8 protein-coding genes and 2 rRNA genes are annotated in these 15031 nt (G+C 46.0%); all 10 read right to left on the bottom strand.

Annotated elements, in window-relative coordinates; translation table 11 throughout:
• Positions 1-104 precede the first annotated feature (104 nt).
• The 10 genes from MJB10_RS00050 to dnaA all read right to left on the bottom strand — a co-directional run bounded on the left by MJB10_RS00050 (position 105) and on the right by dnaA (position 15031).
• Positions 105-3020, bottom strand: a 23S ribosomal RNA gene (locus tag MJB10_RS00050).
• 183 nt (positions 3021-3203) lie between these two features.
• Positions 3204-4747: ribosomal RNA gene (locus tag MJB10_RS00045) — 16S ribosomal RNA — on the bottom strand.
• Together the 16S and 23S rRNA genes form the textbook arrangement of a ribosomal RNA operon.
• A gap of 325 nt (positions 4748-5072) precedes the next feature.
• Positions 5073-6140, bottom strand: a complete 1068-nt coding sequence (locus tag MJB10_RS00040; protein WP_314800299.1) for an HD-GYP domain-containing protein — start codon at positions 6138-6140, stop codon at positions 5073-5075.
• Positions 6141-6223: 83 nt separating this feature from the next.
• Positions 6224-8713, bottom strand: coding sequence for a DNA gyrase subunit A (gyrA, locus tag MJB10_RS00035; RefSeq protein WP_314800298.1), 2490 nt, complete (start codon positions 8711-8713; stop codon positions 6224-6226).
• A gap of 48 nt (positions 8714-8761) precedes the next feature.
• Complete coding sequence (gyrB, locus tag MJB10_RS00030) at positions 8762-10678, bottom strand: DNA topoisomerase (ATP-hydrolyzing) subunit B (RefSeq protein WP_314800296.1); 1917 nt, start codon at positions 10676-10678, stop codon at positions 8762-8764.
• A gap of 35 nt (positions 10679-10713) precedes the next feature.
• On the bottom strand, positions 10714-10962 hold the full coding sequence (gene remB, locus MJB10_RS00025) for an extracellular matrix regulator RemB (RefSeq protein WP_314800295.1): 249 nt from the start codon (positions 10960-10962) through the stop codon (positions 10714-10716).
• Between the two features lie 4 nt (positions 10963-10966).
• Positions 10967-12085: a DNA replication/repair protein RecF gene (recF, locus tag MJB10_RS00020; RefSeq protein WP_314800293.1), complete on the bottom strand. Its 1119-nt coding sequence runs from the start codon at positions 12083-12085 to the stop codon at positions 10967-10969.
• A 26-nt stretch (positions 12086-12111) separates the two neighbouring features.
• On the bottom strand, positions 12112-12327 hold the full coding sequence (yaaA, locus tag MJB10_RS00015; RefSeq protein ID WP_314800291.1) for a S4 domain-containing protein YaaA: 216 nt from the start codon (positions 12325-12327) through the stop codon (positions 12112-12114).
• A 12-nt stretch (positions 12328-12339) separates the two neighbouring features.
• On the bottom strand, positions 12340-13482 hold the full coding sequence (dnaN, locus tag MJB10_RS00010) for a DNA polymerase III subunit beta (RefSeq protein WP_314800290.1): 1143 nt from the start codon (positions 13480-13482) through the stop codon (positions 12340-12342).
• Positions 13483-13663: 181 nt separating this feature from the next.
• Entirely contained in the window at positions 13664-15031 is a 1368-nt protein-coding gene (dnaA, locus tag MJB10_RS00005) for a chromosomal replication initiator protein DnaA (protein WP_314800288.1), read from the bottom strand.

The raw sequence follows: 15031 nt of genomic DNA, 5'->3' as shown, positions 1-15031 counted from the left end.
GTCAAAGCGTGGTTTGCGCCTTGAAAACTAGATACGAAACTGAAGTAAAGTATGCTACTTAGGAAAGCTGAGAGACTTTTAGCTCCGCTAAAAGATCCCTATATTAGGTTAAGCCCTCGACCGATTAGTATTCGTCAGCTGCATACGTTACCGCACTTCCACCTCGAACCTATCAACCTCGTCGTCTACAAGGGGTCTTACATACTGGGAAATCTCATCTTGAGGGGGGCTTCGCGCTTAGATGCTTTCAGCGCTTATCCCCTCCGTACATAGCTACCCAGCGATGCCTCTGGCGAGACAACTGGTACACCAGCGGTACGTCCATCCCGGTCCTCTCGTACTAAGGACAGCTCCTCTCAAATTTCCTACGCCCGCGACAGATAGGGACCGAACTGTCTCACGACGTTCTGAACCCAGCTCGCGTACCGCTTTAATGGGCGAACAGCCCAACCCTTGGGACCTACTTCAGCCCCAGGATGCGATGAGCCGACATCGAGGTGCCAAACCTCCCCGTCGATGTGGACTCTTGGGGGAGATAAGCCTGTTATCCCCAGGGTAGCTTTTATCCGTTGAGCGATGGCCCTTCCATTCGGTACCACCGGATCACTAAGTCCGACTTTCGTCCCTGCTCGACTTGTAGGTCTCGCAGTCAAGCTCCCTTATGCCTTTGCACTCTGCGAATGATTTCCAACCATTCTGAGGGAACCTTTAAACGCCTCCGTTACATTTTAGGAGGCGACCGCCCCAGTCAAACTGCCCACCTGACACTGTCCCCATACCGGTTCACGGTACCAGGTTAGAACTCCGATACGATCAGGGTGGTATCCCAACGGCGCCTCCACCCAAGCTGGCGCTCAGGCTTCAAAGGCTCCCACCTATCCTGTACAGATCGTACCAAAGTCCAATATCAAGCTGCAGTAAAGCTCCATGGGGTCTTTCCGTCTTGTCGCGGGTAACCTGCATCTTCACAGGTATTAAAATTTCACCGGATCTCTCGTTGAGACAGCGCCCAAGTCGTTACGCCATTCGTGCGGGTCAGAATTTACCTGACAAGGAATTTCGCTACCTTAGGACCGTTATAGTTACGGCCGCCGTTTACTGGGGCTTCAATTCATAGCTTCGGGTTGCCCCTAACCACTCCTCTTAACCTTCCAGCACCGGGCAGGCGTCAGCCCGTATACTTCGCCTTGCGGCTTCGCACAGACCTGTGTTTTTGCTAAACAGTCGCTTGGGCCTTTTCACTGCGGCCCCCTCGGGCTATTCACCCTACCGAGGCACCCCTTCTCCCGAAGTTACGGGGTCATTTTGCCGAGTTCCTTAACGAGAGTTCTTCCGCGCGCCTTAGAATTCTCTTCTCACCCACCTGTGTCGGTTTGCGGTACGGGCACCTTCGCCTGGCTAGAAGCTTTTCTTGGCAGTGTGAAATCATGACCTTCGGTACTTAAGTTTCCCTCCCCATCACAGCCCAGCCTTACGGTTAGCGGATTTGCCTACTAACCAGCCTCACTGCTTGGACGAGCATCCATCAGCTCGCGTCACTATCCTTCTGCGTCACTCCATTGCTCATAACGGCTACGGTGGTACAGGAATTTCCACCTGTTGTCCATCGACTACGCCTTTCGGCCTCGCCTTAGGTCCCGACTTACCCTGAGCGGACGAGCCTTCCTCAGGAACCCTTAGGTTTTCGGCGGATCAGATTCTCACTGATCTTTTCGTTACTTATACCGGCATTCTCACTTGTGTACGCTCCACCTGTCCTTACGGTCAGAATTCAATGTATACACAACGCTCCCCTACCCATGCACATACGTGCAAGCCATAGCTTCGGTGGCGTGTTTAGCCCCGTTACATTTTCGGCGCAGAGTCACTCGACCAGTGAGCTATTACGCACTCTTTCAATGGTGGCTGCTTCTAAGCCAACATCCTGGTTGTCTGTGCAACTCCACATCCTTTCCCACTTAACACACACTTGGGGACCTTAGCTGATGGTCTGGGCTGTTTCCCTTTTGACAATGGATCTTAGCACTCACTGTCTGACTCCCGGACTTAAGTTTGTGGCATTCAGAGTTTGACTGGACTTGGTAACCCTTGGCGGGCCCCGCACCCAATCAGTGCTTTACCTCCACAACTCACAACATCCGAGGCTAGCCCTAAAGCTATTTCGGGGAGAACCAGCTATCTCCGAGTTCGATTGGAATTTCTCCGCTACCCCCACCTCATCCCCGAATTTTTCAACATTCGTGGGTTCGGGCCTCCAGTGAGTGTTACCTCACCTTCACCCTGGACAGGGGTAGATCACACGGTTTCGGGTCTACGTCTACAAACTAATGCGCCCTATTCAGACTCGCTTTCGCTGCGGCTCCGTCTCTTCAACTTAACCTCGCTTGCAAACGTAACTCGCCGGTTCATTCTACAAAAGGCACGCCATCACCCATATAGAGGGCTCTGACTTCTTGTAAGCACACGGTTTCAGGTTCTTTTTCACTCCGCTTCCGCGGTGCTTTTCACCTTTCCCTCACGGTACTGCTTCACTATCGGTCACTAGGGAGTATTTAGCCTTGGCAGATGGTCCTGCCGGATTCCGACGGGGTTTCACGTGACCCGCCGTACTCAGGATACCTCTAGGCATACGTTCGATTTTGGCTACAGGGCTTTTACCTTCTATGCCGGACCTTTCCAGATCACTTCGCCTACCGAACTTTTGCCACGTCGAGGTCCTACAACCCCAAGGAGCAAGCTCCTTGGTTTGGGCTATTCCGCTTTCGCTCGCCGCTACTGACGGAATCACTTTTGTTTTCTTTTCCTCCAGGTACTTAGATGTTTCAGTTCCCTGGGTCTGCCTCCAATGTAGCTATGTATTCACTACATGGTAACTGCGCATTACCACAGCTGGGTTCCCCCATTCGGACATCCCCGGATCAAAGCCTGCTTACGGCTCCCCGAGGCATTTCGTCGTTCGCCACGTCCTTCTTCGGCTCCTAGTGCCTAGGCATCCTCCGTGTGCTCTTTCTAGCTTAACCTAGAAATTACATTTAAAGATTTTGTGTAACCCGAAGGTTAACACAACCTAAGTTCTTACTTTACATTTCGTTTCGTTATCTAGTTTTCAAGGAACAACTTTGTTTCATTGAAAGATTGCTCTTTCAAAACTGAACACGAGTGAGTAAAGCTTGACTGGGTCTATCAGACCCGAGTCTCCATAGAAAGGAGGTGATCCAGCCGCACCTTCCGATACGGCTACCTTGTTACGACTTCACCCCAATCATCTACCCCACCTTCGGCGGCTGGCTCCCTTGCGGGTTACCCCACCGACTTCGGGTGTTGTAAACTCTCGTGGTGTGACGGGCGGTGTGTACAAGACCCGGGAACGTATTCACCGCGGCATGCTGATCCGCGATTACTAGCAATTCCGACTTCATGCAGGCGAGTTGCAGCCTGCAATCCGAACTGAGATCGGCTTATAAGGATTGGCTCCACCTCGCGGCTTCGCTTCCTGTTGTACCGACCATTGTAGTACGTGTGTAGCCCAGGTCATAAGGGGCATGATGATTTGACGTCATCCCCACCTTCCTCCGGTTTGTCACCGGCAGTCATCCTAGAGTGCCCACCCAAAGTGCTGGCAACTAAGATCAAGGGTTGCGCTCGTTGCGGGACTTAACCCAACATCTCACGACACGAGCTGACGACAACCATGCACCACCTGTCTCCAATGCTCCGAAGAGGGCACCTATCTCTAGGTGTTACATCGGGATGTCAAGACCTGGTAAGGTTCTTCGCGTTGCTTCGAATTAAACCACATACTCCACTGCTTGTGCGGGTCCCCGTCAATTCCTTTGAGTTTCACTCTTGCGAGCGTACTCCCCAGGCGGCATACTTACTGTGTTAACTTCGGCACCAAGGGCATCGAAACCCCTGACACCTAGTATGCATCGTTTACGGCGTGGACTACCAGGGTATCTAATCCTGTTTGCTCCCCACGCTTTCGCGCCTCAGCGTCAGTTATAGGCCAGAAAGTCGCCTTCGCCACTGGTGTTCCTCCACATCTCTACGCATTTCACCGCTACACGTGGAATTCCACTTCCCTCTCCTACACTCAAGTCATCCAGTTTCCAATGCGAACCGGGGTTGAGCCCCGGGATTAAACACCAGACTTAAATGACCGCCTGCGCGCGCTTTACGCCCAATAATTCCGGACAACGCTTGCCCCCTACGTATTACCGCGGCTGCTGGCACGTAGTTAGCCGGGGCTTTCTTCTCCTATACCGTCACACAGAGAGCAGTTACTCTCCCTGCTGTTCGTCTAGGGCAACAGAGCTTTACGATCCGAAAACCTTCATCACTCACGCGGCGTTGCTCCGTCAGACTTGCGTCCATTGCGGAAGATTCCCTACTGCTGCCTCCCGTAGGAGTCTGGGCCGTGTCTCAGTCCCAGTGTGGCCGTTCACCCTCTCAGGTCGGCTACGCATCGTCGCCTTGGTGAGCCGTTACCTCACCAACTAGCTAATGCGCCGCAGGCCCATCTTCAAGCCACAGATTGCTCCGTGTTTCATGATTCTCTCATGCGAGAAAACCAGCTATCCGGTCTTAGCTATCGTTTCCGATAGTTATCCCGATCTTGAAGGCAGGTTGCCTACGTGTTACTCACCCGTCCGCCGCTAACCACACCCGAAGGTGTGATCCGCTCGACTTGCATGTATTAGGCACGCCGCCAGCGTTCGTCCTGAGCCAGGATCAAACTCTCCATAATAGAAAGATGACTTGCTCATTTTGATGCTAGCGAGATTAATAATCTCATTAATGGTTGATTGCTCAACCAATTTGCTTACTCACTCGTTGTTCAGTTTTCAAAGATCAATTTCTTTCTCATTAGCATGTCGCCCTTCAAAGGCGACTTGATTAATATAGCACATCAGCCTATCCAATTGCAAGAACTTTTTAAAAAATATCTTTCGTTCTTTGGATATCCCCGAAGCAACAAGGAGTAATATAACAAATCTAACCTACGAATGCAAGTTTTAGATCATGAAAAAATAAACCCTAATCATCATTAGGGTTTTGCTGGTCTGACTATTTTAAATATGGCCAATTACATCTTGAATAAATAAGTTCCGCTCGACGGTCAAGTTAACGATTGTTCCATTCACATTTACCCAAGGTCGAGTCGGATGTGAACGATCGGAGAAGATAATTTCACCGACACGGTTATCACTTAATTTTACAAGCGTTCCGTTGCTGATTTGTGTTGATTTATTCATAAAGACTTGAACAAGCGTAGGATCTAGTTTACCGAAAGACTCTGTCAATAACTGCTCTAACACAACATATGGTGAGTGGGCAGGCTTATAGTACCTCTCGTTGGTCATGGCATTATAAATATCCGCGATTGCAACGATTTTAGCATACAAATGAATTTTATCGGACTTAACACCTAATGGATAACCAGAGCCATCTTCTCGTTCATGATGTTGAAGAGCCGTTAGTTTAACCCCTTCGTTAATCCCCGACATGTTCTTCAATATTTGATACCCAATCAATGTATGTTGTTTGATCTCATCCATTTCCACTGGGCTAAGAGGGCTCTTCTTCTCCAAAAGTGTACGATCTACTTTACTAGTGCCTATATCGTGAAGCAACCCAGCCAATGCAATTTGTACTAGATCCTTCTGAGGAAGTCCCGCCCATACAGCAAGCGAATAAGAAGTTAAACTAACCAATATACTTTTATGATAAATATAATCATGCAGTGTGCGATTTTTGGGAGTAAAAGTAAGAACTTTGTAAGCATCAATATGACGTATTAGTGCTTCGAGGCCTGTTCGAATTTCTAAGATGGGAAGTGGCTGTCCACCATTTGCAAGTAAAAAGACTCTTTTGAGCAACTTTATCATATTGGAATATTCCATATAAAAAGGATGGACTGTCTCCGTTTCTTTCGGCTTTACTTCTTCCATCGCTTTATCGGCTTCGCTGCCGTTCTTTGATTCAATTTGGACCGACGGAATGAGAAATGCTTTCAAAATTTCGAGCTCACGTTCCTGAATGACTTTCCCTTTATTAAGCAGAATATTTCCTAATTTTGTTATTACGTTTTCGCCTAATTTCTCACCCGATTTTAGTTGCGAAACAGCTACTGTCGGCACGTCATTCACTCACCTTACTATTTCATATACTTCATATTGTATAGGAAAAGGGATGGGTTTGTAAGCCCCATCCCTAGATTTTATCACTCTGTTTCGGTAGATTCTGTAGTTTCTTCCCAGTCACCGTCTTCTTCTGTCTCGTTCTGCTCTTCATTCTTCTGCACGCGAGCAAGCGTACCGACTTCGTCGTCTTCACGAATATTAATTAGACGCACACCTTGGGTGTTACGTCCCATCATAGAAATGCCATCCATGCTAGTACGGATTACTGTTCCTGACGCCGTAATAATCATGAGATCCTCGTCTTCTTGGACGACTTTTAGACCGACGATTGGGCCGTTTTTATCTGTGACGTTTAAGGTTTTGATACCCTTACCACCACGTGATTGAATCCGATATTCGGAAACTGGTGTCCGTTTACCGAAGCCTTTGGACGTTACGATAAGCACACTGTTATCCTCATGAACAACGTCCATATCGATGACAACATCTTCTTCATCCAAATGGATACCTTTCACACCCGTAGCCGATCTGCCCATAGAACGGACATCTTGCTCAGGGAAGTGAATCGACATCCCATAACGAGTTCCCATGATGATTCCCTGGTTACCGTCCGTCAGCTTCACACCAATCAGATCATCATCTTCGCGTAAGTTGATGGCAATTAGCCCACCCTTACGGATATTCGAGTAATCGTCAATAGGTGTTTTCTTTACAACCCCTTGCTTCGTAGCAAAGAAGAGGTACTGATCAGTCTCGAAACTTTCAACTGGGATAACCGCATTAATCGTTTCCCCTTGTTCGATCTGGATCAGGTTAATGATTGGTGTTCCACGAGCTGTACGGCTCAAATCTGGAATCTCGTAAGCTTTCAAACGATAGACTTTCCCTTTATTCGTAAAGAACATCAGATAATGATGCGTATTCGTTACGAATAAATGTTCCACGAAATCGTTATCTTTCGTATCCATACCGACAATACCACGTCCACCACGTTTCTGGTTGCGATACGTCGTAACTGGAAGACGCTTGATGTAACCCGTGTGCGTAATTGTTACAACCACATCTTCACGTGGAATTAGGTCTTCATCTTCGATGCTTTCTTCCCCAACCGTAATTTCAGAGCGTCGTTCGTCTCCGAACTTCTCTTTGATTTCATTAAGTTCTTCGCTAATGATCGCTAGAATCAGCTGCTCATCGGCCAGAATTGCTTTAAGCTCAGCAATTCTCTTCATGAGTTCTGCATATTCCGCTTCGATCTTCTCCCGCTCTAAGCCAGTCAAGCGCTGTAGACGCATATCGAGAATGGCTTGTGCTTGATCCAGGCTCAGACTAAATGTCGACATGAGTCCTTCTCTTGCTTCATCCGTTGTTCGCGAAGAACGAATTAATGCGATAACTTGATCTAGGTGATCGAGCGCAATTCGCAATCCTTCTAAAATGTGCGCTCTCGCTTCCGCTTTGCGCAAATCGAATTCAGTTCTGCGACGAATCACTTCTTGTTGATGCTTGAGGTAGTAGTGCAGCATCTCACGGAGATTCAATACTCGCGGTTCTCCGTTAACGAGCGCAAGCATAATAATACCGAAATTGGATTGCATGGCTGTTTGTTTAAACAAGTTGTTCAAGACGACATTCGGATTGACATCGCGTCTAAGCTCGATTACAACACGCATACCATTGCGGTCTGACTCATCGCGAAGGTCTGTAATTCCATCAATTTTCTTCTCACGGACAAGCTCAGCAATCTTCTCTACTAATCTTGCTTTATTCACTTGATAAGGCAGCTCATTCACGATGATTCTTGCCTTATTGTTATTCTCCTCGATGACCGTTCTAGCACGCATTGTAACAGAGCCACGGCCCGTGGAGTAGGCTTGTCGAATTCCCTCGCGACCAAGAATAAATCCAGCTGTCGGGAAATCTGGCCCTTTGATTGCGGTCATCAATTCCATTGGTGTTACATCTGGATTCGCGATCATCATCTGAATGCCCTCGATAACCTCTCGGAGGTTATGCGGAGGAATATTCGTTGCCATGCCTACGGCAATTCCTGAACTCCCGTTAACAAGCAAGTTCGGGAACCGGGAAGGAAGAACCACAGGTTCGTTTTCTTCACCATCATAGTTTGGCGCATAATCAATCGTTTCTCTATTGATATCACGAAGAAGCTCCATAGCAATTTTCGATAAACGAGCTTCGGTATAACGCATAGCTGCCGCCATATCGCCATCAATGGATCCAAAGTTACCATGGCCATCTACAAGCATGTAACGCAGGGAGAAATCTTGTGCCATCCGCACCATGGTCTCGTAAACAGCCGTATCTCCATGTGGATGATACTTACCGATAACTTCACCAACGATTCTTGCGGACTTCTTATATGGCTTATCTGGAGACATGCCTAGTTCAGACATCGCAAACAAAATACGACGATGAACAGGCTTCAGACCATCTCTAACATCTGGCAGTGCACGACTGACAATGATACTCATCGCATAGTCTAAGAAGGATGTACGCATTTCGGTCGAAATGTCAATTTCTTTGACTTGCGAATGTAATTCTTCGCTCATGAATGTTCCTCCTGAAAGCTTACATCGTTGGCAACGTCTCGATCGACGTTAGATATCTAAATTTTTCACATATTTCGCGTGTTCCTCGATGAAATCGCGTCGCGGCTCTACGTTATCGCCCATCAAGGAGTCGAAAAGCGTATCTGCTTCAATCGCATCTTCGATCGTAACTTGCAGCAGCGTACGGCTTTCTGGATCCATGGTCGTCTCCCACAATTGTTCAGGATTCATTTCGCCAAGTCCTTTATAACGTTGAACATTGACTTTTGTTCCTTCACCGAACTCTTGCATAATGATTTCACGCTGTTTCTCGTTGTACGCATAGCGGATCGTTTTATTACGCTCTAGCTTAAAGAGCGGCGGTTGCGCAATATAAACAAATCCACTTTCAATCAATTTTTTCATGTATCGGTAGAAGAAGGTGAGAAGCAGGGTACGAATATGCGCACCATCCACGTCAGCATCTGTCATGATTATAATTTTGTGATAGCGAGCTTTGGCAATATCAAAATCATCGCTAATCCCCGTACCGAAAGCCGTTATCATCGCGCGGATTTCCGTGTTGGATAAAATGCGATCCAAGCGCGCTTTTTCAACGTTCAAAATTTTACCGCGCAGCGGCAGTATCGCTTGGAAGTGACGGTCACGTCCTTGCTTCGCCGAACCACCTGCAGAGTCACCCTCTACGATGTAAATCTCACTAATGGACGCATCTTTGGAAGAGCAGTCTGCTAGTTTACCTGGCAGGGCACTTACTTCTAGAGCACTCTTACGACGCGTCAGTTCTCTCGCTTTACGAGCTGCCTCTCTTGCTCGAGCCGCCTGAATACCTTTTTCAAGGATTTTCTTCGCGATAGCAGGGTTCTCTTCCAAGAATTCCTGAAGCTTCTCAGCGAAGAGTGATTCTACAATACCGCGAACTTCACTGTTGCCGAGCTTCGTTTTTGTTTGACCTTCGAATTGCGGCTCAGGAATTTTGACAGAAATAATCGCTGCCAGACCCTCACGCACGTCATCCCCAGAAAGATTGGAGTCGCTTTCTTTCAAGGAGTTGTTTTTACGCGCATAGTCATTCAGGATCCGAGTCAGTGCGCTTTTGAAGCCTGATTCATGCGTGCCGCCCTCGTGCGTATTGATATTGTTAGCAAAGGAATAAATATTTTCGGTATAGCTATCGTTGTACTGAAGCGCAATCTCGATGGAGATATTGTCTTTGGCACCCTCGACATAAATCGGAGTTTCATTAACGACTTCACGGTTGCGATTTAAATGCTGAACAAAGGACACAATACCGCCCTCGTACATATGCGTTGCTACCGTATCCGTACGCTCATCGATTAAGTTAATCTCGATTCCTTTATTCAAGAACGCTAGCTCTCGAATTCTGGATTGCAACGTATCAAAGTCATACTCCGTCGTTTCTTTGAAAATTTCAGGATCTGGTTGGAAGGTAACTGTCGTCCCTGTCTCTTCCGTTTCTCCAACTAGCTTAACATCGTATTGCGGCGTACCGCGGCGGTATTCTTGTTGATGAATTTGGCCATCACGCTTAACTTGCACTGTTACGTGTTCAGAAAGGGCATTAACGACGGAGATACCTACACCGTGTAGACCACCTGATACCTTATAACCAGAATCATCGCCACCGAATTTACCACCTGCGTGGAGCACGGTAAGTACAACTTCAAGTGTTGGTCTTTTCAGCTTGGCATTTTCTCCAACTGGAATTCCCCGCCCATTATCAATAACGGTAACGCTATTATTTTTATGGACAATGACGTCAATTTTCGTACAAAATCCAGCCAACGCCTCATCGATACTATTATCGACAACTTCCCAAACGAGATGGTGAAGTCCCCGGGCACTGGTCGAACCAATATACATACCCGGTCTTTTGCGGACGGCTTCTAACCCTTCCAGAACCTGAATCTGACTGTCATCGTACGCATTTTGATTCACTGACATGCTACTCTTCACCTGCTTTTTTATATTAAAAGAAGTTAGTTCGTTAATAACTGATTGGCTCTTTTCTTGAGCGTTGTTGAGGAAATAGGGGAATAATAGACGGTGCTCTTGGTAACCACCAGCGATTTACAATCTTCCTCGCCGATCTGTTCCGTTCTTTTATCCTTGATAGCCTGTTGAATAAATTGTTTTGATATCTTGGAGGATTTCTCTATCGAAATATCAAAAATGGCAATTAACTCGGAGGCTCTTATAATTTTTTCTCCACCCAAATGAATAAACATGTCCTCAGCTCCTGCCGCTTACATTTCCTTTCAAAACATGAAACACGGAAGCATGGTCCAGTTGGTCCAAGTGCACACTTTCTAGACCTGTCGTCGTAATGAAGGTTTGGACTTTCTGCTGAAACGTGCGAATTAACTGTGTCTGTCTATATTCATCAAGTTCCGATAGAACATCATCCAGCAGTAACAGCGGATATTCGCCGACTTCCTCATGAATCAGCTCGATCTCTGCTAGCTTAAGTGATAGAGCAGTTGTACGCTGCTGTCCTTGGGAACCGTAGGTTTGAACCTCTTTATCATTTATGTAAAAAAGAAGATCGTCGCGATGAGGCCCAACCAATGTAACGCCTCTTCGGAATTCCTGATCTTTCACCAAGGATAACTTTATCATAAATTGGTTTAATAAAACAGATTCATCTTCAAATGGTTCCATGTCAAAAGAAGGGGAGTACCGAATAAGAAGTTGTTCCGAATCGTTCGTAATCCCACGATGGATGTTCTCCGCCCATTTTTGCAGCTTCTTTATAAAGTTTTGACGCTTTTTCATAATTTTAACACCATACTGGCCTAATTGTTCATTCCAAACCTCTAGCATGGCGTCTGGCGTACTTTTTCCAGGGTAATTCTGTTTTAAATAGTTGTTGCGTTGGACCAATATTTTTTGATATTGCGACAAATCATGGAGATAGGAGGGCTGGACTTGCCCGATCTCCATATCAAGGAATCGCCGTCTTATGCCTGGCGTTCCTTTGACGATTTCTAAATCCTCTGGCGCAAACATCACCACATTCAGAGCGCCGATGAAATTACTGAGCTTTTTCTGCTCAAGACCGTTAATCTTCGCTTTTTTCCCTTTATTGGTGATGGAGAGATCCAGTTTACATCTGCCGTACATCTTCTGAATATCCGCATGAAGCAGCGTTTGCTCCCCGTTCCAGCCAATCAATTCTTTGTCCTGGTGCGTTCGGTGCGATTTCGTCATGGCCAGCACATAGATCGATTCCAATAAATTCGTTTTCCCCTGTGCATTAGGTCCAAGAAAAATATTGACGTTGTTCGTGGTTGATAACTCGACGTGTTCATAATTGCGATAGTGGCTAAGTACGAGCTTATTGAGAAACATGGCGGATCACCTCCTGGTTCATGCGATCAGGAGCTTATGACCTCGAATTGACCAAAACCTTCGACCTTCACAACATCCTTCGGTACAAGTTTTCGTCCTCTGCGATTCTCAGCTTGCCCGTTTACTTCGATTTTGGTATCCACAACGAAAAATTTAGCTTGTCCACCTGTGGATATACAGTCCGATAATTTCAGAAACTGCCCAAGTGTAATATAGTCCGTACTAATTGCGATTTGCTTCATGTGTGGGCTCCTCTAATTCGTTGTCCGGTAAGGCAAAATCAGTTGCAGAATGTTGGTGGAATCTTGCGGTCTCATAATGATCGGCTGCATTGCTCCCGTAAAGCCGATTTGAATAAACTCCGAATCCAATACTTTAAGGGCATCCAACATATATTTGGAATTAAAAGAGATCTTCAGTAAATCCCCCGAGATATGCTGCAAGGCAATTTGCTCCGTTACTTTCCCTAATTCCGAGGAACTAGAGGAAATTTCGATCGTTTTGTCTTCTAACATCATCATTTTGACGATGTTGGTTTTATCTTCTTTGGAAAGGAGGTAGGCACGATCAATGGCTTCGGCCAGCTCTTTCGTTGGCACAATCATCTCTGTTTGGAACGATTGCGGAATGAGCTTCGATGTATCTGGATACGTACCGTCCAAAATACGGGAATAAAATAAAATGGACTGAATTTTGAATAAAACCTGGTTGTCCGAAATAACGATATCTATAAGGGTGTTTTGATCAGGCAAGATTTTGCTTAACTCATTCAAGGTACGTCCCGAGATAACGATATTGGGCAAGTTCTGAGCCAGATCATTATCAACAGTTACCTCTCTGCTAGCAAGACGATGACGATCACAGGCGATAAATTTCAGTTTATCTCCTGTAATGTTCCATAGAACCCCCGTAAGAATCGGTGTCGATTCATTCGTGGATACCGCATAGGACGTTTGTTTAATCATGGTTTTCAAAAGATCGCTAGGTAAACGAAGCATTTTACTTTCTTCAATTTCAGGGAGCAATGGATACTCATCTGGATCCAATCCCATGATCTGAATTTCCGAAGAACCTGAACGAATAATCGTTTGGAAATTGGCTTTGACCTCGATTTCAATGAGTTGAGCTGGCAGCTTACGAATAATCTCAACGAAAAATTTAGCAGGAAGAACAACGCTTCCAGCTTGGATGAGATCAATAATTTTAAGTGTACTATTTTCGCTTGGGGTAAAGCTTTGAATTGAAATGTCGGTATCACTAGCTGTAAGGGTTACACCGCTTAATGTTGCATCTATTTTGATCCCTGTGAGAATAGGTATCGTTGTACGAGAAGAGATGGCTTTGGAAACGTGACCAATGGAATCGATTAAATGGTCCTTAAGAATCGTTAATTTCATGACTTCACTCCTGGCAGTTCTTTTTTGGGATGCGTTAGCATAATCATTATATATTATCATTTTTTATTAGTAATAGCAGTAGGGGCTCTGGATATGTGGATATGTGGATGAAACTAAGATAGAGCAAGCCTATCCACATGTGTATAGTTTGTGTATAGGCTCTATAGAAAAAGAAAGGTTATTAAGAGGGGTTTTTGATTCTTTCAGTCAGGTTATGGACAATCTTATATAAATCCTGATCGATTTTTAACTGTTGTGCGATTTTCTCGTGCGCATGGATTACCGTTGTATGATCGCGCCCTCCAAAATTATCTCCGATTTTCGGCAAAGAGAAGTCTGTGAGCTCCCGTGCTAAGTACATCGCTACTTGTCTAGGGAAGGCTACGGCTTTTGTTCGTTTGCGCGCTTTGAAATCCTCTAACTTTAACCCATAAAATTCGCCTACACGCTGCTGGATATCCTGGATCGTGATGACTTTGGGACGATTCGACGGAATAATATCTTTCAATGCTTCAGCCGTTAAATGAACGGTGATATCCTGATTAATCAATGATGAATAGGCAACCACGCGGATTAATGCGCCTTCAAGTTCGCGAATATTCGTATCAATTTGGTTCGCGATATAGATCATCGCTTCATTCGGTATTTCTAAATTTTCGGCTTTCGCTTTCTTACGCAGAATCGCGATTCTTGTCTCTAAATCAGGCGGTTGAATATCCGTGATAAGTCCCCATTCAAACCGTGATCGCAGTCGATCTTCCAGGGTTGGAATTTCTTTCGGCGGACGGTCACTGGAGATAATAATCTGTTTGCCTTCCTCATGCAGCGCATTAAACGTATGAAAAAACTCTTCTTGTGTACCTTCTTTGCCAGCTAGGAATTGAATATCGTCGATCAGCAGCACATCGATGGTGCGATATTTATTACGGAAGCCTTCGCCGCGATTATCACGGACAGCGTTAATGAATTCATTCGTAAATTTCTCGGAAGATATATATAGCACCCGGGATCCAGGGTTATGTTCGAGTACATAATGACCGATCGCATGCATAAGATGTGTTTTACCTAAACCGACGCCACCATAGAGAAAGAGCGGATTATAAGCTTTGGCTGGTGCTTCTGCTACTGCCAGAGATGCTGCATGGGCAAAGCGATTGCCAGAACCAATGACGAACGTATCAAATGTATATCTGGCGTTCATCATACTCATGAAGTTTTCTTCACCTGCTACAATTGCCGGCCCCTTGGGCGGAATGACGGCAGGTTGAACAACCGTTGTCGATTGCGCTTTCTGTTCTTCGGTTTCAATGACGAATTTGACGGAGACATGTTTACCTGTAAAGTCGTAAATCGTGCCTTCGATCAGCTTCGTGTATCTGCTTTCTAACCATTCCTGCGCAAAATTGTTAGGCGCGCAAATAATAACTGTAGAATCGTTAAATACAGTCGCTTTTGTTGATTTCAGCCAAGTGTCAAAGCTTGGCTTGCTGAGTTTTGTTTGAATAATCGTTAAAATTTGTTGCCAAAGGTCCGCAGAATGGCCTTCCAC

The organism is Paenibacillus sp. MBLB1832 (genome assembly GCF_032271945.1).
Lineage (GTDB): Bacteria > Bacillota > Bacilli > Paenibacillales > NBRC-103111 > Paenibacillus_E > Paenibacillus_E roseopurpureus.
The sequence above is the reverse complement of the archived record's forward strand: the minus strand, read 5'-3'. Positions and strand labels throughout refer to the sequence as shown.